The sequence below is a fragment of the Arcobacter acticola genome (assembly GCF_013177675.1).
GTDB lineage: Bacteria > Campylobacterota > Campylobacteria > Campylobacterales > Arcobacteraceae > Aliarcobacter > Aliarcobacter acticola.
The window spans coordinates 701,753-722,924 of the sequence record NZ_CP042652.1 but is presented as its reverse complement, the minus strand read 5'-3'; the positions used below and the strand labels follow the sequence as shown (position 1 = coordinate 722,924).

Here is a 21,172-nt window from a genome sequence, read left to right as displayed (position 1 = left end):
TATTTAGTTTTATAATTTAGGAGTTAATCTCCTAAATTATAAGTTTTGTTAGAATGTGTAAGCTACGGTAGCCGAATACTCTTTATAATCTGAATCAGAAGAAGCATCTAAATCATAATTAACAAATAATAATCCTAAAGATAAAGAATCAGTTATTGAATATCCTGCTGTTAAGTTTAATTCACTTGATTCAGAATTTACATCAAAATCAGTTTCACCATATAATACACCTAAATCAACTCCAGCAACTGTATAACCTAAAGAACCGTAAACAGTTTTAGCATCAGTTGCATAATTATCTTCACCATTATCAAATGGTGTAATATTATCACCATATGTATCCATAAGTCCTATCCCACCATCTTTATCAGTTTTGATATATCCAACAGCAGCAGAAATACCAGCAATTGTAGTGTTTAATTCAACATGACCAATTGAACCATCTTTAGCACCTGTAACTTCATCTACACTACTTGTAGCATAATGTGCAACTGCTCCAAACATATCAGCAGTAAATGTAGTTTTTAAACCATAGAAATCCACTGCATCTGGAGCTGAATATGCATAAGGATTAAATTCAATACCTTCAAAACCTGTATATTTAATATCTAAAACATATGCACCATCTTCAGTAAGTTCAGTAAAATCACCAATTTCATCTTCATCAGCTGCAGCTTGTTGATTTGTATAACCTAAAACAATTGTAGTATCAGGAACAGCTGTAATTGCTGCAACAACAGCTTCATTGTAATCTCCTAACCATTCTAAATCAATAGCTTGTCTACCAGCTGTTAAAGAAAACATATCATTTACATATTTAACATAAGCTTCAGTCATTAGAGCATCATTATCTAATGTTCCATCAGCCATAGCATGACCAGCTTCAAATCCAGCTTTCGCGCTTAAACCCATAAATGAAGCTGTTTCATAAGATAAATTAACTGTACCATAACCTGAATTTGTATCTACTTCTCCACCTTTTCCATCATGTGAAATACCATAAGCTGTTAAAGAACCTGAAACTTTACCTTCTTTAAATGCAGAATCAATAGTATTTGCACCAAAAGCAAAAGAAGAAGTTAATAATAATCCGCAAGCTACTAAGCTAACTTTGTTACCTTTTAAAAGGTTTTTCATTTTTTTTCCTTGTAATATAAAAATTATATGAATAGATAAATTCGCACTAGATATCTATTCAGTTAGAAGAACATCCAAATTATAACAATTATAAAAATAAGAATAAAGTACCAATCTGTATATATTATATACAAAATATTTATTTTTATATTATTTAATATTTATGATAATCATTATTATATTATAAAATATTAACTTAATAATCAATTAACTTAATGTTCATTAAGTACACTTTAGATAAAATGCAAGCAATAATCAAAACCAAGGAATTTTTATGTCAACATTTAAGCTTTTTAGTGGTTCAGCTAATCCTGAATTTGCAACAAAAGTAGCGGAATATTTAGGTATGAGAGTATCAGGTGCAACGCTTAATAAATTTAGTGATGGAGAAATCTCTGTTCAAATCACAGAAAGTGTGAGAGGATTAGATGTATTTATTATCCAACCAACATGTGCGCCAACAAACGATAATTTAATGGAATTATTAATAATGGTAGATGCACTAAAACGATCAAGTGCCAAATCTATTTCAGCTGTTATTCCATACTATGGATATGCAAGACAAGATAGAAAAGCAGCTCCTAGAGTTCCCATAACTGCAAAACTAGTTGCTGATATTTTAGAAACAGCTGGTATTTCAAGAGTTGTAACAGTAGATTTACATGCTGCTCAAATTCAAGGTTTTTTCAATATTCCTGCTGATAATTTATTCGGTTCTATTTTATTTGCAAACTATATAAAATCAAAAAATTTAAAAAACCCTATTATTGCAAGTCCAGATATTGGAGGAGTAGCACGAGCTAGATCTTATGCTGATAAGTTAGGTTATGATTTAATTATTGTTGATAAAAAAAGAGAAAAAGCTAATATGTCAGAAGTTATGAATATTATTGGTGATGTAAAAGGTAAAGATGTAATTCTAGTAGATGATATGATTGATACTGCTGGAACTATAGTAAAAGCAGCTGAAGTTTTAAAGAAAAAAGGTGCAAACTCTGTAATGGCATGTTGTACACATGGAGTACTTTCAGGACCTGCTTATGAAAGAATAGAAAAAGGTGAATTAGACGAGCTTGTAATCTCAGACACAATTCCTACACAAAAAAGTGCTAAAAAGATAACTATTTTAACTGCATCAACTATGATTGGTGAAGCAATAAGAAGAATTCATAATAATGAGTCTGTGAACTCAATCTTCATAGCTTAAAGTTAAAATAAAATAAATATGGTATAATTCTCGGAATTATTTAAATAAAGGAAGAAACATGAAAAAAATATTATTGTCAACAATAGCTTGTGCAACTATGATGTTAGCTGCAAATAGTGATTACAAATACGAAATTACTCCATTAGTTGGAGGAGCTTTAGCTGAAGGTAATCATGGTATAGATAGAAATTATGTAAATGCTGGTTTAGCTTTAGGTTTCAATCTTCAAGATTCAATGATTGATCAAGTAGAATTAGGTTTCTTAAGATCAGTAGAAGATGTTGAATACTCAGGTTTACCAGCAAATGATACTGGTATTACTAGAGTTTTCACTAACTTAGTAAAAGAATATGATTTAAATTCTGCTATATCTTTATATGCATTAGCTGGGGTTGGTGTTGAAGTTTTTGATGACGAAGCTAATGGTAATGAAGATAGTCCATTTGGAAATTATGGTGCTGGAATTAAATATAAAATTGCTGACCAATTTGCTTTAAAAGCAGACGTTAGACATTTAATTGAAACAGACCATGGTGATAGTACATTATTATATAACTTAGGTTTTGCTATTCCATTTGGTGAAGTTTCTAAACCAGCTCCTGTAGTTGCTCCTGTAGTTGCTCCTGTTGCTCCAAAACCAAAACCAGCTCCAAAAGATTCAGATAAAGATGGTGTTATTGATGAATTAGACCAATGTCCAAATACAATGGCTGGTGCAAAAGTTGACTCTGTTGGATGTATGACTTTAGTAAACTTAGATATCAATTTTGATACTAACTCTGCAGTTATTAAAAATGGTTATAATCCAAAAATTGCTGAATTTGCAAGTATGTTAAGACAAAATCCAAAATTAAGTGCTACTATTGAAGCACACACAGATTCTGTTGGTTCAAATGCATACAACCAAAAATTATCAGAAAAAAGAGCTGCTTCTACAATTGAAGCTTTAAAAGCACTTAAAGTAGACCCAGCAAAAATTAAAGCAGTTGGTTATGGTGAAACTAAACCTGTTGCTTCTAATGACACAGTTGAAGGTAGAGCAGAAAACAGAAGAGTTAATGCTGTATTAAACAGAAAATAATTTCTTAAATTTTCTTCTTAAAAGGGTCAAGATTGTATCTTGACCCTTTTTTTTTACTAAAAATTATATCTTTTCAACTCAAATAAAAAAAAATAAGTTATAATGTTTTAAATTATTAGAAAAGGAAATATAATGAAAAAAATTTTACTTACATCGTTGTTATGTTCTGTATCACTTTTCTCTGCAAGTAATCCTAGCAATCTTTATGGTTATGAAGTTACACCTTTTGTATCTGGAATATTAACAGATAGTAAGGCTGGATTAGACAATAACAACTATCTTAATGCAGGAATTGCATTAGGAAAAAATATTGATGATTCTTTCATCGATCAAGTTGAAATAGCATATATGAGAAGCGATAGTCTTGAATATGATGCTACAGATGGTAATACAAATGTAAACAGAGCATTTTTAAATGCTGTAAAAAAATTTGCTTTAACTGAAAAATTATCAGCATATGGACTAGCTGGAGCTGGGTATCAAGATGTTAGCCAAGAGTTAGGAGACCATGAAGACTCTGTTCTTCTTAATTATGGGGTTGGTTTAAGATATGATATTCCTTATTACGGTATAGCTTTAAAAGGAGATGTTAGACATTTACTTGCATTGAAAAACAATCAAAATAGCTTAATATATACTTTTGGATTAGCTTTACCTCTTGGTAAGAAATATACTGAAACAATAGCAGCTACTGTTCCAGTTGTTAATGAGCCAGTTGTACAAGAAGAAGTGATGCCAGAACCTATAAAAGCAGAACCAATGGATGATGATAAAGATGGTGTTTTAAATGAATTTGATAAATGTCCAAATACTTCAACTGGTGTAAAAGTAAACAAAGATGGTTGTTTTGAAGTTGTAAATTTGAACATCAATTTTGATAATGATTCAGTTCAAATAAAAGACCAATATATGAAAAATATTGAAACATTTGCAAAAATATTAAAAGAAAATAAATCTTTAACTGCAGTGATAGAAGCACATACAGACTCTAAAGGAACTGATGCTTATAATCAAACTTTGTCTGACAGAAGAGCAATTGCTGTTGTAAATGAATTAAAAAAACTAGATGTGAATTCATCTAGATTAACATCAAGAGGATATGGGGAATCTCAACCTATCGCTTCTAATGATACAGCAGAAGGTAAAGCTCTTAATAGAAGAGTTACTGCTTTAGTAAATAAATAATATTTAGAAGATTTAGGATTAGTCCTAAATCTTTTTTTCTGCTTAAAAATACTTTTACCTAATTTAACTAAAAACTTACTAAACTTTAGATATACTCGCGATATTATAAATATAAGAATAAAAAACAATAGGAAAAACCTTGCAAAAAAATATTAGAAATTTTAGTATTATTGCCCATATTGACCATGGAAAATCAACATTAGCAGATAGAATTATTCAAGAGTGTGGAGCTGTAGCTGATAGAGATTTAAGTGCACAAATGATGGATACAATGGATATCGAAAAAGAGCGTGGTATTACTATCAAAGCTCAAAGTGTAAGATTGAACTATGTAAAAGATGGTCAAGATTATATATTAAATTTAATTGACACTCCAGGACACGTTGATTTTTCTTATGAAGTAAGCCGTTCACTTGCATCATCTGATGGTGCACTTTTAATTATTGATGCTACACAAGGTGTTGAAGCACAAACTATTGCAAATGTATATATTGCTATGGAAAATGATTTAGAAATTCTTCCAGTTGTAAATAAAATTGACCTTCCAAGTGCTGATCCAGATAGAGTTTTAGAAGAAGTTGAAGAAGCTATTGGAATTGATTGTACTGAAAGCAATTTAATTAGTGCAAAAACAGGTGTTGGAGTAAAAGATTTAATTGATGCAATTGTGGATAGAGTTCCACCTCCTGTTGGAGATACTGATGCTCCTACAAAAGCTTTAATTTATGACTCTTGGTTTGATAACTACTTGGGTGCACTAGCGCTTGTTAGAGTTTATGATGGAAGTATTAAAAAAGGTCAAATGCTAAGAATGATGAATACAAAAGAAGAGCATCAGGTTCTTAGTTTAATGTATCCACACCCAAGAAAACCAACAAAAACAAATGTTATAGAAACAGGTGAAATTGGAATTGTTGTTTTAGGTCTTAAAACAACAAATAGTATTGCAGTTGGTGATACAATGACTGATGCAAAAAACCCAACACCCGAAGCAATTGATGGATTTGAACCTGCAAAACCATTTGTATTTGCAGGAATCTATCCAATTGAAACAGATAAATTTGAAGATTTAAGAGATGCTTTAAATAAGCTTCAATTAAATGATTCTTCAATATCTTTTGAACCTGAAAGTTCAGCAGCTTTAGGAAGTGGATTTAGAACAGGATTCTTAGGAATGCTTCATATGGAAGTAATTAAAGAAAGACTTGAAAGAGAATTTGATTTAGATTTGATTGCAACTGCTCCAACAGTAATTTATGAAATCTTAAAAACAGATGGTACAAAAATTTCGATTCAAAATCCAAGTGAAATGCCAGCACCAAACTATATAGATACAATTTTTGAACCTTATGTAAAAGCTACTATTTTAGTACCTGATGAATTTTTAGGAAATGTTATAAAACTTCTTAATGATAAAAGAGCTATTCAAAATAAAATGGATTATATAGGTAAAAGAGTTTTACTAGATTATGATATCCCTATGAATGAAATCGTAATGGACTTTTATGATAAATTAAAATCAACAACAAAAGGTTACGCATCATTTGATTATGAACCAGTTGGATTTAGACCAGGTGTTTTACAAAAACTAGATATTAAAGTTGCAGGAGAAGTTGTAGATGCTCTTTCTATTATTGTTCCTGAAAATAAAGCTCTTTCAAAAGGAAGAGAATTTATCAAAGCTTTAAAAGAGTTAATTCCAAGACAACTTTTTGAAGTAGCAATTCAAGCAAGTATTGGAAATAATGTAATTGCTAGAGAAACTGTAAAATCAACAGGTAAAAATGTAACTGCAAAATGTTATGGTGGAGATATTACAAGAAAAAGAAAACTACTAGAAAAACAAAAAGCAGGTAAAAAAAGAATGAAAGCCATAGGAAAGGTGAATGTACCACAAGAAGCATTTATGGCAGTTTTAAAAATATAATTTCATCTTTTGGCGAATTTCTACGTCAAATCAATAATTTAAATGCTCACGTACTTATAGTACGCTGCGCTTTAAATTCTTTCTTTTCCTTGAACTTCACTCAAAATCTAAAACTCTATTTTCAAAACTATACTAGTGTTCTTAAAATGTGAGCATTTTCAAAATAGCGTAAAGAAAAATCTATCTAAATTCGTAAAAAAATTTGAACTGTTTGAAGACTGAGGTACGAAGTCAAGTTTTCAAATTTTAGAATTTAGATACATTTTTTAGCTATTTTGAATCCTTGCGAACGCTTTTACCTGCAAGCAGGATTAACATCTTTTGTTTCTTTTCTTTACTAAAAAGAAAAGAAAGAAGCATCACTACTAAGAAATATATATAATTTATGATATTATTTTATATGTTATGTATAACCTGCAAAAACCTATCATTCCAAATAATCTGCAAAGATTGTCAAAATAATCTATTAATCCCCTCTTTTCACAAAAGAGAAATAGAAGATGGATTTTTCAACTACTCTTTTTATTCCCTATCAGAACTCGAAGATTTAATCTCTTCAAAATACTATTTTCATGGAGATAAAGTTTTTAATATTCTAGCAAAACTATCTTTTGCAAAATTTGCACAAAAATTTACTTTTACAAATCAAGTAATAGCTGTTCCAATTGATGATCATGTAAGACATGATTTTTCCCATACTGCTATTTTAGCAAAGCATTTAGAATCAAAATTTATAACACCTAGATATAACACTTTAAAAGCTAGTAATATTGTAAAATATGCGGGAAAAGACCTAGAATTTAGACAAAAAAATCCTCGACGCTTTAAATGTACAAATATTTCTAATCAAATGACAATTCTATGTGATGATTTAATCACAACAGGTGCTACAATTAAAGAAGCCAAAAAGGCTCTTGAGAAAAAAAACAATCAGATTTTGTTTTCTTTAACCCTAGCTGATGCAAAACTTTAGTACAATTGCGAACTATAAGGTTTTCCATCTCTTAGGAAAACAAATTAAAGGAACATCGTGATTGGAATTATTGATTACAATATGGGAAACTTGGCAAGTGTTTACAATGCTTGTAAATTAATAGACGCAGATGCAACAATTGTTAAAAATCCTGAAGATTTAAAAAAATTCAATAGAGTAATATTACCAGGTGTTGGTGCATATAAAGATGCAATGGAGCACCTAATTCAAACAGGTATGAATGAAGCTGTTTATGAGTTTGCAAAAACAGGTAAACCAATGATTGGTATTTGTCTTGGAATGCAACTATTATTCGAAAGTTCTCAAGAGTTTGGTCATTCAGATGGCTTAGGATTAATTGATGGACATGTTATTAAATTTGATAAATCAAAAATGCATGAAGACTTTAAAATTCCACACATGGGATGGAATACAATAAAAAATAAAGAGAATCCTTTATTTGAGGGATTAAAAGATCCTTATTTATATTTTGTGCATTCTTATCACGCAGTTACAAGTGAAAAAAATATCATAGGAACGACTACTTATGGATATGATTTTGTAAGCGCTGTAAACAAAGATAATATTTATGGGCTTCAACCACATCCTGAGAAATCTCATGATAATGGCCTTAGAATTTTAAAGAATTTTATAAATTTAAAATAATAAAGGATATCTTATGAGAACTATTGCAATAACAGGAGCTAGTGGTTTTGTAGGGACAAGATTAAATAAATACTTCTCTAACTTGGGATATAAAATAATTCCAATTGCAAGAGAAGTTTTAAATAATCAAGAAAAATTAGATGAAATTATTAATTCAAGTGATGTTATTATAAATCTAGCTGGTGCAAACATAATAAATAGATGGACACCTGCTTATAAAGAATTATTGTATACAAGTAGAATCGATACTACTAAAAAAATAGTAGATGCTTTAAATAAAATAGAAGACAAAAATAAACTTTTAATCTCAACTTCGGCTGTTGGAATTTATGATAACAGAGAAACCTACGATGAAAAAGGAAATTACGCAAATGATTTCTTATCAAACCTTTGTCAAGATTGGGAAAAAGAGGCATTAAAAGCAAAATCTAAAAATGTAAAAGTTTCAATTTTTAGATTTGGAATAGTTTTAGGGAAAGATGGTGGAGCATTTTCAAAGATGATTACACCATTTAGATTTGGACTTGGGGGAATAATTGGTAGTGGAAATCAAGCATTTTCATATATTCATATTGAAGACTTACTAAATGCTTATAAATATGTTATTGAGAATAATCTTCAAGATACATTTAATTTAACCGCACCAAAACCAACTACAAATTTATTTTTTACAAGAGCTTTAGGAAAAGCATTAAGAAGACCAACTATCTTTCCTGTTCCAGAATTTGTACTTAAACTTATATTTAGTGAAGGTGCAAAAGTTTTAACAGATGGACAAGATGCAATACCTAAAAGACTTCAAGATTTAGGTTTTAAATTTAAATATAACAATATAGAAGAGACTCTAAAAAGTCTAGTTTGAATAATTAAAGGAGAGAAATAACCGATGGATATATTACCAGCTATTGATTTAAAAGATGGGAAAGCAGTAAGACTTAGTAAAGGACTTATGGATAGTGCAAAAATCTATTCAGATGAACCTTGGATGGTTGCTAAGAGATTTGAAGAGTTAGGTTCTAAATGGGTACATATTGTTGATTTAAATGGAGCATTTGAAGGTAAACCTGCGAACTTAGAACAAATCAAGAAAATCAGAGAAAACTGTAATTTAAAAATAGAATTAGGTGGTGGAATTAGAGATGAAGAAACTATCAAAATGTATGTTGAATTAGGTGTTGACAGATTAATTCTTGGTTCAATTGCTGTGAAAAACCCACAATTCGTAAAAGATATGGCTGCAAAGTATCCAATCGCTGTTGGAATTGATGCTATGAATGGAATGGTTGCTGTTGAAGGTTGGGCTGAAGTTTCAACTATGAAAGCAACTGATTTAGCACAAGAGTTTGCAAATGCAGGAGTTCAAGCTATTATTTGTACAGATATCTCAAAAGACGGAATGCTTTGCGGAGTAAATGTTGAATTCACAGAATCAATAGCACTAGCTTCAGGAATTGATACAATTGCATCTGGTGGCGTAAAAGATATAAATGACATCATTAACTGTAAAGCAAATGGAAACATTGCAGGTGTTATCGTAGGAAAAGCATTTTATGAAGGCACACTTGACTTAGAAGAAGGCTTTAAGGCTCTTTAATGTGTCTTATTATCTCCATAATTTTTACAGCCTTAGCATATACCTTTTTTCAAGATGGTAATATGCAAGGCTTTTATATAAATATTTCTATTGCCCTATTTTTTATTTTGTTAATGGCTAGAAATATTCTTAAAACAAAAAGTATTAAAGATAATGAAAGAAAAAATTAAACAAAAAACAGAATCTGCTTATGCAAAGATAATGAATGAAGAAGATGCAAGGGTTTGTAAAGCAATAGATGAAAATGCCTGCAAAGTAGTTCCTGGGAACTTTTTTTTAACAATTATCAGCTATTTTTTTAATAAACTTGCAGACTCTGTTGCTAATACAAAAGTAATTATACCTTGGATTATGGAGTCACTTTCAGTTCCTTTATTTTTAATAAGTTTTTTAGTTCCCATTAGAGAATCAGGCTCTTTATTACCTCAACTTTTAATTGCTGCTTATGTTAGAAAAATGCCAATAAGAAAATATGTATGGAGTATTGGTGCTTTTTTACAAGCTTTTTCAATGATAGGTATTGGAATAGTTGCTTGGAATATGCAAGGATTAAATGCAGGAATTGCAATCATTACTTTAATTATACTTTTTTCTTTAGCAAGAGGGCTTAGTTCTGTTGCTGAAAAGGATGTTCTTGGTAAAACAATTCCAAAGACTAGACGTGGAACATTAAGCGGTTATTCTGGAAGCTTAGCAGGTCTTTTAATTATTGGACTTGGAATTTATTTTCTATTAGTTGGAGAAAAACCTTTTTCACCTCAGAATTTTGGAGTAATACTTTTTACAGCAGGTATTTTCTGGATAATTGCAGGATTAGTTTATTCAAGAATTAAAGAGTTTGAAGGAGAAACAGATGGTGGAGGAAATGCTATTAGTGTTGCTCTTAAGAAAATCTCTCTTTTAAAAACCGATAAAGACTTCAGAAACTTTGTAATATCAAGAGCACTTTTTTTATGTTCAGTTTTATCTGCTCCATTTTTTGTAATTCTTGCTCAACAACAATCAAATTCAAGTAACTACTTACTTGGTCTTTTTATACTAGCAGGTGGATGTGCAGATTTCTTTTCATCAATTATTTGGGGAAAATTATCAGATAAATCAAGTAAAAAAGCTATGATAAGAGGAGCTACTATTACATCTATTTTAGGATTTCTAGTATATTTTTTAGATACATTTTATGAAAATATTTTTTCTACTATTTGGATAATGCCTCTAATCTATTTTGCTTTAACAATTGGTTATCAAGGTATTAGAATAGGAAGAAAGACTTATTTAATAGATTTAGCTGGTGGAAACAAAAGAACAGATTATGTAGCTGTTTCAAATAGCATTATTGGCTTTGTTTTACTATTTACAGGTTTTATTGGAGTTTTAAGTTCAATAATAGGACTTAATGGGATAATTTTATTACTTGCAATTATAGGATGTATTGGAGTTTATATGGCTTCAAAACTTCCTAATGTGACTTCACTATAATTACTTCTCAACCATAGTATAATGTAACTCCAAACCTTTTGAAGTTGAAATAAACCCGTTTACATTTATGCTTCCATCATGAACCATTTTATGATGTTCTTTACAAAGTGGCACTAAATTGTATTTATGATTCGCATTTATATGACCTATAAAGCCATCTTTATTAGCACGTGCCTGTTCTTTTATATGATGAACATCATCACATGCTCTACCACAAATCACACAAGATGAAGCAAATACGCTGTTATTATATTTTGAAGTTTTTCTTTGAGTTAATCTTTCAATTGAAGAGTAATCATCTGTTAATTTTTTCCTAATTTCATTTGCAACAGATAAAAACTCTTTATCCATATGAAGTGATTTTGCATATTCAAGTCCATACATAGAAGAGCCGCTTCCAAAGGCAAGTTTTCTATCAAAAATAAGTTTGTCTTCTTCATCTTTGTACATAACAGATAAATGAAGTGCTATAATATTTTTTAGTTTTTGTATCTCTTCAATCTCTGGAAGTTGATGAAGATGAGTTGCAAAAACAAAAATTGCTTCAAGTTTTGAAAGCTTTAAAATAGAACTTGCAACTATACTTAAACCACTCATAGTTTCAGTACTATGTGAGATTTCATCCCCTAAAATAAGTGAATTTTTACTAGCTCTATTAAATATATTTTTAAGTTCTAACATCTCAACAGCAAAAGATGATAATCCTTTTGCTATATTATCAGCTCCTGAAATTCTAGTATAAACTGCATCAAAAATAGAAAATCTCATAGATTTGCAAGGTACATAAAATCCTGCTTGTGCCATAATAACTGCAATTCCAATAGCTTTCATAAGTGATGATTTTCCTGAAGAGTTAATACCATAAAGCAAAACACCATGCATTTTGTTATTATTCATATTTATAGGGTTTGAATTTTTTATAATCACATTATCTTTATATTCTTTAGAAGCCAATGATAATTCACCCAAAATAATATCATTTGGTACATAAATACCCTGCTCTTCATTTGCTTCAATAATAGGATGTCTCAAATCTATTAATTCAATAAAGTTTTCATTCTCTTTTGTTTTTACAATTTTTGGGCATGAATAATTGTATTTTTTAGCTGTTTTTATATTTGAAACTGTTAAATCCACTTCTGCAATAAATTGAACTAATTCTTCAAGTAAAATAGCAAATTTCTTTTCAAATTCAGCAATTTTTTCTTTGAATACTAGTTTATTTAATTCTATTATTTTTCGCAAGTTGTGAACATATTTATCTGAGATATCTTCTGTTAATTTACAAAAAATCTTAACAGAGTTTGTTTGAATTTTAATTGTAAAATCTTTAAATAAATATAACTCATCATCTACAATCAAATGTGAGGTCATGATCTCTTGTTTAATAAGATTGAATCTATTTTTTGTTAAAGTTAGAAAAAAACCTTCTTTATCAAGTCTATTTATTCCAACATAATTTACATCATCAGATTTAACATAAGATAAAATATGATTTCGTAAAAGTTCAAGTTTTGAGTATAAAATATCATTTTGAGTATTTAACTCATCAATTTGAGTATTTATTCCTTCACTTATCATATTTACTTCAACATCTTTTAGCATATATTTACCACTTACACTTAAATCAAAAGTAGAATCAATAGATTGTATAAATAAGCTTAAATCAGCACTAGAACAAGGTGGTGTTATAAACTTATAGTTTTCCATAAAAGTTACAACTTCTTTAATACTAAGTAATGAATCGTATAAATAATTTAGCTCAAAAGGATGAAGTCTATTTAGCTTTATTCTTCTTGTTAATCTTTCAATATCATATATATTTGCCAACTCATTTTCTATTGGAGCGTGATAATCATATAACTCTTTTGAAAGAGCAAGTCGTCTTAAAATCTCTTTACTATCTTTTACAGGATGAGAAAGTCTCTCTTTTAAAAGTCTTTTTCCCATTGCTGTTGAAGTGTTGTTTATTAGTTTAATTAAACTTGGATTATGGGTTGTTTCTATTACATTTAATTGCTCTAATGCATTGTTCCCAAGATAAATGTATCTACTAACATCAAGTTTTTGAGGATGTGATAATTTTTGAATAATATTTGAATCATGACCAATTACAAAATCAATTAATACTGCAAGTGATTCAGTACTAAGAGGAACCCTTTCCATATCAAGATGTTCAATTGAAGTTAAAAGAGATTCTATATTAAATACATTTTTAAATAATTCATTTTGATAAGATATTTTTGGTCTAAAATGTCCTATATGAAAAGTTTTTAAAGAGAGTTCTAAATAATCAAGAACCTCTTTTTGATTTATATTTTTATCTGCAAAACTAACAATTATTTCATTGGTTTTGTGCATATTCATATAATTAAATACTTCATCAAGTGCAAAAAACTTATCTTCACTGGTTCCATGAACTTCATTGTAATAACATTTTCCCGTTGTAACATCAATAGCACTATAACCAACTAAATAAATTCCTCTTATTTGATCAATTAAAAGTGAAGTTATATTATTTTCATCTTGGTCAAGTACAAAATCAAAGTTAGTCCCAGGACTTACAACTGTGTCTAAATATCTTGTAACATTTGGGGGAATTCCCTTTTGTTTGATTAAAACAACTGTATATTTTTGCTCTGAGATTATTCGTGCAAGATGTTTTTCAAGTGAAATAGCAGGAACACCTGCCATAATAGGATTTTCTTTTGAATTTTCTAAAATTGATTTATTTTTTCTTGTTAATTGAATATTTAAAAGTTCTGCTATTTCTTTTGCTTTTCCGATTTTATCTTCATCATTATTTACTTCATAAACTTCAAAAAAAGTTCCTATTTCCATAAGAACTACTGTATTTTTGCCATACTTTTTTTCAAACAATTTTTGAAGTTTAAAATATGTAATTGTTAATAAATCTTTCTTATTAGCTAAAAGTTCTGCTACTTCTTCTCTCACTTAGCTCTAACTCCCGTCCAATCTCTAACTGTACTTCTTTGCTCTTTTGTTAAATTTGCTTCTTCATGGGCAAATATATAACTTGGAAGTGGCATTGCTGCATAAACTGTTCTGTAAATATCTTTTAAATGCTCTTTTTTCTCTTCTTCACTATAATTTTCCCAAATAGAAAAATTTAAAGCCTTTCGACCTTGAGTTACATGGTTTGAAATAACCCATGCAAATGGAGAAATTTCTGAATACCAAGGCCATCTTGTTTCGTTTGAATGGCAATCATAACATGCAGATTGAAAAATTTGTCTAACTTCTACTGGAGTTTGAATTTCCATACTTTTTTCAACTGCTATATTAGTTCTATCTGGTCTAATAAACTGCATCACTATAAAGATTATTAAGAAAATAAATAAAGCTCTTTTCATTATTCCTCACACATCAAGTTATATGGTCTTTTTAACTCTTCAATAAATAAAGCAACACTCATGTTTCTTCCATATCTTTTGAACTCTTTTTTATCAAAGAAAATCAAAGTGGTTGGAATAGAAAATACAGTAAAATTGCTTGTTATTTCTTTATCTAAATCAGTTTTTACTTCAAAAAGTTGAAATTTTGGAAAGTTTTTACTAACTTCTTCTATTTTAGGTTTTAAAACCTTACAAACAGAACAATTTTCTCCTGAAAAATAAACTAATACAGGCTCTCCTGTATCAATACTATTTTGTATCTGTTGTAGATTGTGAACTGTTTTCAAAATCATCCTCTATTTCATCACCAACACATTCAATTGGATTATTTTTATTTAAATTAACTTGATAAGCTCTTTCTTTAAATATATCTTCTTTTGTTAAAGATATACCTTTCATATGAGATAAAGGGAAAGCAAAAGCAACACCTTTTCCCGTTGTTGTAATATGAAGTGAATGAATAACTGATTTTAAAACCTCATTTACCAAATATTTTGGTAATAAAAATAATAAAACTACATCATTTGCTTCAAAAGAAGTTCTATAGAAATTTGCCATTTCTTCAAGTCCAATTCCATCTGCATTTAATACAGTTACACCTGAAGCGCCAGCTCTATGAGCTGCTTGAATAGCATCTAGTTTTTTATCAGCTGGAACAATAATAACAACAGCAGAAAATTCTAAAGATAAAGAGTGTCTTACGTTTGAACCATCAATATTAACTGTTGCTAAGTCCATATTATCAGCATCAACTAATTTATCATGTAATAATTCTTCTTCCTCAATTTGAGTATTTGATTTAACTTCAAATTTTTCAATTAAAATACCATAAAGCATAACAGTAATCATGGGAAATAATGAAGCAAAAGCAATAAGTCCAAATCCATCAATTAAAGGATCTCTTCCTTCAATATTTGTAGCAAGACCAATTCCCAATGCAGCAACTAAAGGAACAGTAACAGTTGAAGTAGTAACTCCTCCACTATCATAAGCAATTGGAATAATATATTTAGGAGCTATAAAAGTTAAAATTATTACAACTAAATATCCCACAATTATATAATAATGAATATGTCCACCATCAACTATTCTAAAAGCTCCTAATGCAATACCAATAGCCACACCAAGTGCAACAAAAAGTCTTAAAGCAAAGTCATTTATTTTCCCATCACTAATCTCTTTTGCTTTTTTAGCAATTGCCATAAGAGCAGGTTCTGCCATAGTAGTTGAAAATCCAATTGCAAAAGCAAAGATATAAATCATTAATACAGAGTCAGACTTAGTAAGTTGATAAGCCATTGTTTCACCAAGTGAAAACAATCCCATTTCAAGACCTAAAATAAATGCATACAATCCAATGATTACTAAAATAAATCCTAAAAATACTGTTTTAATATTTTGAATAGGCTTTTTTAAAACTGCATATTGAAAAAATAGAATAATTACTAAAATTGGCAATACATCTTTAACTACAGATGTTAATCCACTTATTACACTTGAAATAGAAACAGCTGTTGGAACAGAAACTGTTGCATCAACTATTACATCAGCAACGCTAACCGCATCAACTAAATTATAAACTGCAATTCCATAAATTTGAACAAAAATCATTGGAGTTAATGAAGCAAAAGCAATAAGTCCAAATCCATCAATTACAGGATTTCTTCCTTTTATATTTGAAGCTAGTCCAATTCCAAGAGCTGCAACTAAAGGAACAGTAACAGTGGAAGTTGTAACACCTCCTAAGTCATATGATAAACCAATTATTTCAGGTGGTGCAAAAAAAGTAACCGAAACCACTAATAGATATCCAACTATTATATAATAATGAATTGGATGACCTTTTATGATTCTAAATACACCAAGAAAAATTGCAAATCCAACAGAACCTGCAACCACATATCTTAATATTGTAGAATCAATTCTTCCACTTGAAATAGAAGCTGCTTTATCAGCTATTACTGCAAGTGCAGGTTCTGCAATAGTTGTACCAAATCCTATTAAAAATCCAAATACTAAAATCCATAAGGTCCAACCAGATTTTGCAAAATCTCTTGCTAATCCTTCACCTACAGGAAATACACCAATTTCAAGACCTTGTAAAAATATAGCTAAACCAACACCTACAATTCCTAAACCAATAGCTGTTCCAACCCAACCTTCTGGTACACTTTGAATAATTGCTAATTGGAAAAAAAGTATTACAATGATAATTGGTAATAAATCTCGAAATGATTCCCTTAAAAGTTTTAAAAAAAAGTTAAACTGCATCATCTAAGTCTACCACCTTTCAAATATCTGTTAAATTTATCAAAATTTTCTTTATATCCAATTGTAAGCAATGTCTCTCCTATGTTTTTTTTATGTTTATTAAAATGTAAGTTAAATATAAATTCTTCACTAATTTTTTAGCTGATTTAAACATTATTTTAGTATTTTTATTCAAATTTCTCACTGAAACTAAGATAGAAAAAATTATTGTAGTATCGAAATATTTTATATATTAGAGATAATATACAAATTTTATGAGAGTGATATAATAAACTTAACTATAGTTAATAAATGCAAAGTAGTTAAACTACTTTACACTTCTACTAAATTTGGTGTTCACTATTTTTAGATAATCTTTCTTTTTGAGAAAGGTATGAGTTTAATGCACCTAAATATGCTTTTGCAGTTGCAAGCATTGTATCGATACTTAATCCATGTCCTACAAATGCTGGACTTGTTTCATCAAAAGAAACTCTTGTAGTAACTTTTGCTAAGGCATCTTTACCTTCTGTTACAGAAGTTACTTTATAATCTTTTAACTCTCCATTATAACCCGTTAATCTATCTATAGTTTTAAAAATTGCATCCATCGTTCCATCACCAATAGCTGCATCTTTCATAATTTGATCTTTGAATTTAATAGCAACTGCTGCTGTTGGAACTCCAGCTGTACAATCAGATATTTGTAATCCAACTAATTCATAAGTTTTATCTTGATTTAATGACTCATCAGTTATTAACATTCTGATATCATCATCAGTTACATCTTTTTTCTTATCAGCTAAAACTTTAAATCTTTCAAAAGCAGCATTTAATTCTTCATCACTAACTTTATCAAATCCCATATGAACAATTTTATCTCTAAATGCTGCACGACCTGAGTGTTTTCCTAAAATTAAAGTTGATTCTTTAAATACACCTACATCTTCAGGTTTCATGATTTCATATGTTTCTTGATGTTTTAAAACACCATCTTGGTGAATTCCACTTTCGTGAGAGAATGCATTTTTACCAACAATTGATTTATTTTGTTGTGGTTCAACACCAGTTACAGTTGCAACTAATCTTGAAGTTGCATAAATTTCAGGAGTATTAATAGTTGTATATAAATCTCCAAATGCATCTTTTCGAGTTTTAATAGCCATAACAGCCTCTTCTAAAGCTGAATTTCCAGCTCTCTCCCCTAATCCATTGATTGTAACTTCAATTTGTCTAGCGCCATTTAAAACAGCAGCTAAAGTATTAGCTGTTGCTAATCCTAAATCATTATGATTATGAACAGAAATAATTGCACGATCTCCTGCATATGCACTTAATTCTTTAACCATTGCACCTAATTCATTTGGTAATCTATATCCTACAGTATCTGGTAAGTTAATAGTTCTTGCACCTGCATTTATAACTGCATCCATAACTTCTTTCATAAATGGAATTTCAGATCTTCCTGCATCTTCCAATGAAAACTCAACATCATCCACAAATGTTCTTGCATATTCAACCGCATGAATTGCTCTTTTAATTACTTCATCTGGCGACATTTTTAATTTATATTTCATATGAATTGGCGATGTTGCAATAAATGTATGGATTCTGTGTTTGGGTGCTTTTGATACTGCTAAACCTGATTGTTTAATATCGTTATCAATTGCTCTACTTAAAGAACAAATGCTTGAGTTTTTAACCATTTCAGCAATTCGGCTAACCGCATCAAAATCACCAGGACTAGCTGCTGCAAATCCAGCTTCAATTACATCAACACCTAATTTTTCTAATTGTAATGCAATTTTTATTTTTTCTTCAGTGTTCATTGAACAGCCAGGGCTTTGCTCACCATCTCTTAATGTTGTATCAAATACTATAATTTTATTTTTATCCATTGTGTAAACCTTTTAAAATGTTAATTATTATATCTTTTTTTATATGAAAAAAAGAAAAACAGAATTTTGATTATTTATTATAAATTGTAATAATAAGAAATTTATTATTAGAGAGAAAAAGAAAGAAGCAGAAGAGAGTTAACACTTTTGATGAAATGGTTATTTGAAATATTAAATATTTTCATATATCTCTCCTTGTTATTTTTGAATTGTCACAAGTATAATTAATTTAGGGGGATTTGTCAAGAGTTTTGTTTTTTTCCAAGAGAAAATATTTCTATTTTCTCTTATTCATTGTCTTTTTTTTCTTCTTGTGTTTCTATTTTTGGCTCTTGAGTTTCTTCAGTTTTTGTTTTAACTTTATCGTCACTCACTATTGCATCAGTATGTAAGTCACCATCTTCAAAAACAGTTCCACCATTTTCTTTGATAATTTCTCTAACTCTTTCACCTGAAATTACTTCAATATCTAATAGTTCAGCAGTCATTTGCTCAATAGCAGCACTATTATCTCTTAATTCTTGAAGAACTATTTCATATCTTTCATTTAAAAGTTTTTTAGTATGATCATCTAAATCTTTAGCCATTGCATCTGAGAAGTCTTTTTGTGTTTGACCACCAAGAAATTGATTAGATCTTTTTTCTAAAACCATAAGTCCAGCAATATCACTCATACCATAAACAGTAGCCATAGATTTGATAATTCCAGTTGCTCTTTCAAGGTCATTTCCAGCACCTGTACTAATTTCACCAATAAATACTTCTTCAGCAGCACGACCACCTAGTAATACATCAACTTCAGCTATTAACTCATGTTTTTGCATTAAGTATTTGTTTTCTTCTGGAGTATTTAATGTATATCCTAAAGCTGCTAATCCTCTTGGAACTATTGATACTTTATTTACTTTATTAGCACCTTTTGTGATTTCAGCAATTAAAGCATGTCCAGATTCATGGTAAGCTACAATTTTTCTTTCTTTTGGAGAAATTCTTTTAGATTTTTTCTCTAAACCAGCAATTTGTCTTTCAACAGCTTCTTTAAAATCACTTGGATCTACTTGATCTTTTGAAGCTCGCCCTGCAAGAAGTGCCGCTTCATTAATGATATTTGCTAAATCAGCTCCAGCAAGTCCTGCTGTCATTTTTGCGATTTCTCTTAAATCAACATTTTTGCCTAATTTTACTTCTTTAATATGAACATTTAAGATTTCAACTCTACCTTCGAAATCTGGTTTATCAACTAAAACTTGTCTATCAAATCTTCCTGGTCTTAAAAGTGCTGGATCTAGAACTTCAGGTCTATTAGTTGCAGCTAGTACAATAACAGGTGCATGTTCAGTTGAAAATCCATCCATTTCTGCAAGTAACTGATTTAATGTTTGTTCTCTCTCATCATTTCCACCCATTGGACCACCACTTGCTCTACTTTTACCAATTGCATCAATTTCATCTATAAAGATAATAGCAGGTGCAACTTTTTTAGCTTGTTCAAATAAATCTCTAACCCTAGAAGCTCCAACTCCAACAAACATTTCAATAAATGCAGAACCTGAAACAGATAAGAACTCAACATTTGCTTCACCAGCAACTGCTTTTGCAAGTAAAGTTTTACCTGTACCTGGAGGTCCTACTAAAAGAACACCTTTTGGAATTTGAGCTCCAAGTCTTACATATCTATCAGGTGATTTTAGGAAGTCAACTATTTCTTGAACTTCTTCTTTAGCTTCTTTATTTCCAGCCATATCATCAAAAGTTACATTTGGTTTCTCAGAATTTATCATCTTTTTAGATGAACCAATTCCTAAGATTCCACCTGAACCTCCACCCATAGATTTTTGCATTCTTTTTGCAATAAACATCCAAATAGCAAAGAAAATAAAAATAGGTAAAACCCAACCAAATAAAATATCAGCTAAGATATTTTCTTCATTAATTCCACCATAATTGATACCATTTTCTTCTAAAGCACTTATTAATGTTTCATCAGGAATTACACGTCTTGCAGTATATGTTGTTGCTTGACCTGATCCCATTTTAGAAACAGCTCTAATTTGAGTATTTCCAATTCCTACATATTCTATTTTTCCAGAACTAATTAATTTTTTTAAATCTGAATATGCAATTGTTTTGTTTTGAGTTTGCCCATAAGCTTGCATATTTGAATTTGTTGCACTTCCCATTTGATCTTCTGGAAAAATTGCTTTAAATGCAAAAATAGTAACAATTGAAAAAATTACAAAAATCATTAATGGATTATTATTGAAAAAATTATTGTTTCCATTATTGTTATTGTTATTCCCATTACTGTTGTTATTGCTATTATTTTTGTTAAAGTTGTTATTATTTTGTTTTTTAGCCATAA

The 21,172-nt window shown here is 29.6% G+C and carries 17 protein-coding genes; 10 read left to right on the top strand and 7 right to left on the bottom strand.

Annotated features, from left to right (window positions below):
* Positions 1-48: 48 nt before the first annotated feature.
* Positions 49-1,137: an Opr family porin gene (locus AACT_RS03725; protein WP_172125085.1), complete on the bottom strand. Its 1,089-nt coding sequence runs from the start codon at positions 1,135-1,137 to the stop codon at positions 49-51.
* Positions 1,138-1,411: 274 nt separating this feature from the next.
* Here AACT_RS03725 and AACT_RS03720 point away from each other — a divergent pair, with 274 nt between their 5' ends.
* The 10 genes from AACT_RS03720 to AACT_RS03680 all read left to right on the top strand — a co-directional run bounded on the left by AACT_RS03720 (position 1,412) and on the right by AACT_RS03680 (position 11,246).
* Positions 1,412-2,344, top strand: a complete 933-nt coding sequence (locus tag AACT_RS03720; RefSeq protein ID WP_172125083.1) for a ribose-phosphate pyrophosphokinase — start codon at positions 1,412-1,414, stop codon at positions 2,342-2,344.
* Between the two features lie 58 nt (positions 2,345-2,402).
* The gene (locus tag AACT_RS03715) at positions 2,403-3,425 is read left to right on the top strand and encodes an OmpA family protein (protein ID WP_172125081.1); all 1,023 of its coding nucleotides are present in this window, start codon (positions 2,403-2,405) and stop codon (positions 3,423-3,425) included.
* A 132-nt stretch (positions 3,426-3,557) separates the two neighbouring features.
* Positions 3,558-4,610, top strand: a complete 1,053-nt coding sequence (locus tag AACT_RS03710; protein ID WP_172125079.1) for an OmpA family protein — start codon at positions 3,558-3,560, stop codon at positions 4,608-4,610.
* 139 nt (positions 4,611-4,749) lie between these two features.
* Entirely contained in the window at positions 4,750-6,537 is a 1,788-nt protein-coding gene (lepA, locus tag AACT_RS03705; RefSeq protein WP_172125077.1) for a translation elongation factor 4, read from the top strand.
* Between the two features lie 385 nt (positions 6,538-6,922).
* Positions 6,923-7,510 (top strand): ComF family protein, encoded by a 588-nt coding sequence (locus tag AACT_RS03700; protein WP_228720533.1) that lies wholly within the window; start codon positions 6,923-6,925, stop codon positions 7,508-7,510.
* A gap of 57 nt (positions 7,511-7,567) precedes the next feature.
* Positions 7,568-8,176 carry an imidazole glycerol phosphate synthase subunit HisH gene (gene hisH, locus AACT_RS03695; protein WP_172125075.1) on the top strand — a complete coding sequence of 203 codons (609 nt, stop codon included), beginning with the start codon at positions 7,568-7,570 and terminating at the stop codon, positions 8,174-8,176.
* 13 nt (positions 8,177-8,189) lie between these two features.
* Positions 8,190-9,038, top strand: a complete 849-nt coding sequence (locus tag AACT_RS03690; RefSeq protein ID WP_172125073.1) for a TIGR01777 family oxidoreductase — start codon at positions 8,190-8,192, stop codon at positions 9,036-9,038.
* Positions 9,039-9,062: 24 nt separating this feature from the next.
* The gene (hisA, locus tag AACT_RS03685) at positions 9,063-9,770 is read left to right on the top strand and encodes a 1-(5-phosphoribosyl)-5-[(5-phosphoribosylamino)methylideneamino]imidazole-4-carboxamide isomerase (protein ID WP_172125071.1); all 708 of its coding nucleotides are present in this window, start codon (positions 9,063-9,065) and stop codon (positions 9,768-9,770) included.
* Positions 9,770-9,940 (top strand): protein YpmT, encoded by a 171-nt coding sequence (gene ypmT / locus AACT_RS15705; protein ID WP_430385338.1) that lies wholly within the window; start codon positions 9,770-9,772, stop codon positions 9,938-9,940. The genes hisA and ypmT overlap by 1 nt, the downstream gene beginning before the upstream one ends.
* On the top strand, positions 9,924-11,246 hold the full coding sequence (locus AACT_RS03680; RefSeq protein WP_172125069.1) for an MFS transporter: 1,323 nt from the start codon (positions 9,924-9,926) through the stop codon (positions 11,244-11,246). Before ypmT ends, AACT_RS03680 begins: the two co-directional genes overlap by 17 nt.
* Here AACT_RS03680 and AACT_RS03675 read toward each other — a convergent pair whose 3' ends face one another.
* The 6 genes from AACT_RS03675 to ftsH all read right to left on the bottom strand — a co-directional run bounded on the left by AACT_RS03675 (position 11,247) and on the right by ftsH (position 21,170).
* The gene (locus AACT_RS03675) at positions 11,247-14,201 is read right to left on the bottom strand and encodes a MutS-related protein (protein ID WP_172125067.1); all 2,955 of its coding nucleotides are present in this window, start codon (positions 14,199-14,201) and stop codon (positions 11,247-11,249) included.
* On the bottom strand, positions 14,198-14,620 hold the full coding sequence (locus tag AACT_RS03670) for a heme-binding domain-containing protein (RefSeq protein WP_172125065.1): 423 nt from the start codon (positions 14,618-14,620) through the stop codon (positions 14,198-14,200). The genes AACT_RS03675 and AACT_RS03670 overlap by 4 nt, the downstream gene beginning before the upstream one ends.
* Complete coding sequence (locus AACT_RS03665) at positions 14,620-14,955, bottom strand: thioredoxin family protein (protein ID WP_172125063.1); 336 nt, start codon at positions 14,953-14,955, stop codon at positions 14,620-14,622. Before AACT_RS03665 ends, AACT_RS03670 begins: the two co-directional genes overlap by 1 nt.
* Positions 14,912-16,936, bottom strand: a complete 2,025-nt coding sequence (locus AACT_RS03660) for a DUF1538 domain-containing protein (protein ID WP_172125061.1) — start codon at positions 16,934-16,936, stop codon at positions 14,912-14,914. The genes AACT_RS03665 and AACT_RS03660 overlap by 44 nt, the downstream gene beginning before the upstream one ends.
* A gap of 320 nt (positions 16,937-17,256) precedes the next feature.
* Positions 17,257-18,810, bottom strand: coding sequence for a 2-isopropylmalate synthase (locus AACT_RS03655; RefSeq protein WP_172125059.1), 1,554 nt, complete (start codon positions 18,808-18,810; stop codon positions 17,257-17,259).
* 287 nt (positions 18,811-19,097) lie between these two features.
* Positions 19,098-21,170, bottom strand: coding sequence for an ATP-dependent zinc metalloprotease FtsH (ftsH, locus tag AACT_RS03650; protein ID WP_172125057.1), 2,073 nt, complete (start codon positions 21,168-21,170; stop codon positions 19,098-19,100).
* Positions 21,171-21,172: the final 2 nt, after the last annotated feature.

What these genes read in the sequence shown, in the direction of transcription:
- ypmT (WP_430385338.1), top strand. Translation starts at nt 9,770, where the DNA reads ATGTGTCTTATTATCTCCATAATTTTTACAGCCTTAGCATATACCTTT.
- AACT_RS03720 (WP_172125083.1), top strand. Translation starts at nt 1,412, where the DNA reads ATGTCAACATTTAAGCTTTTTAGTGGTTCAGCTAATCCTGAATTTGCA.
- AACT_RS03710 (WP_172125079.1), top strand. Translation starts at nt 3,558, where the DNA reads ATGAAAAAAATTTTACTTACATCGTTGTTATGTTCTGTATCACTTTTC.
- AACT_RS03660 (WP_172125061.1), bottom strand. Translation starts at nt 16,936, where the DNA reads ATGATGCAGTTTAACTTTTTTTTAAAACTTTTAAGGGAATCATTTCGA.
- AACT_RS03690 (WP_172125073.1), top strand. Translation starts at nt 8,190, where the DNA reads ATGAGAACTATTGCAATAACAGGAGCTAGTGGTTTTGTAGGGACAAGA.
- ftsH (WP_172125057.1), bottom strand. Translation starts at nt 21,170, where the DNA reads ATGGCTAAAAAACAAAATAATAACAACTTTAACAAAAATAATAGCAAT.
- AACT_RS03655 (WP_172125059.1), bottom strand. Translation starts at nt 18,810, where the DNA reads ATGGATAAAAATAAAATTATAGTATTTGATACAACATTAAGAGATGGT.
- AACT_RS03725 (WP_172125085.1), bottom strand. Translation starts at nt 1,137, where the DNA reads ATGAAAAACCTTTTAAAAGGTAACAAAGTTAGCTTAGTAGCTTGCGGA.
- AACT_RS03680 (WP_172125069.1), top strand. Translation starts at nt 9,924, where the DNA reads ATGAAAGAAAAAATTAAACAAAAAACAGAATCTGCTTATGCAAAGATA.
- AACT_RS03670 (WP_172125065.1), bottom strand. Translation starts at nt 14,620, where the DNA reads ATGAAAAGAGCTTTATTTATTTTCTTAATAATCTTTATAGTGATGCAG.
- hisA (WP_172125071.1), top strand. Translation starts at nt 9,063, where the DNA reads ATGGATATATTACCAGCTATTGATTTAAAAGATGGGAAAGCAGTAAGA.
- AACT_RS03665 (WP_172125063.1), bottom strand. Translation starts at nt 14,955, where the DNA reads ATGATTTTGAAAACAGTTCACAATCTACAACAGATACAAAATAGTATT.
- AACT_RS03715 (WP_172125081.1), top strand. Translation starts at nt 2,403, where the DNA reads ATGAAAAAAATATTATTGTCAACAATAGCTTGTGCAACTATGATGTTA.
- AACT_RS03700 (WP_228720533.1), top strand. Translation starts at nt 6,923, where the DNA reads ATGATATTATTTTATATGTTATGTATAACCTGCAAAAACCTATCATTC.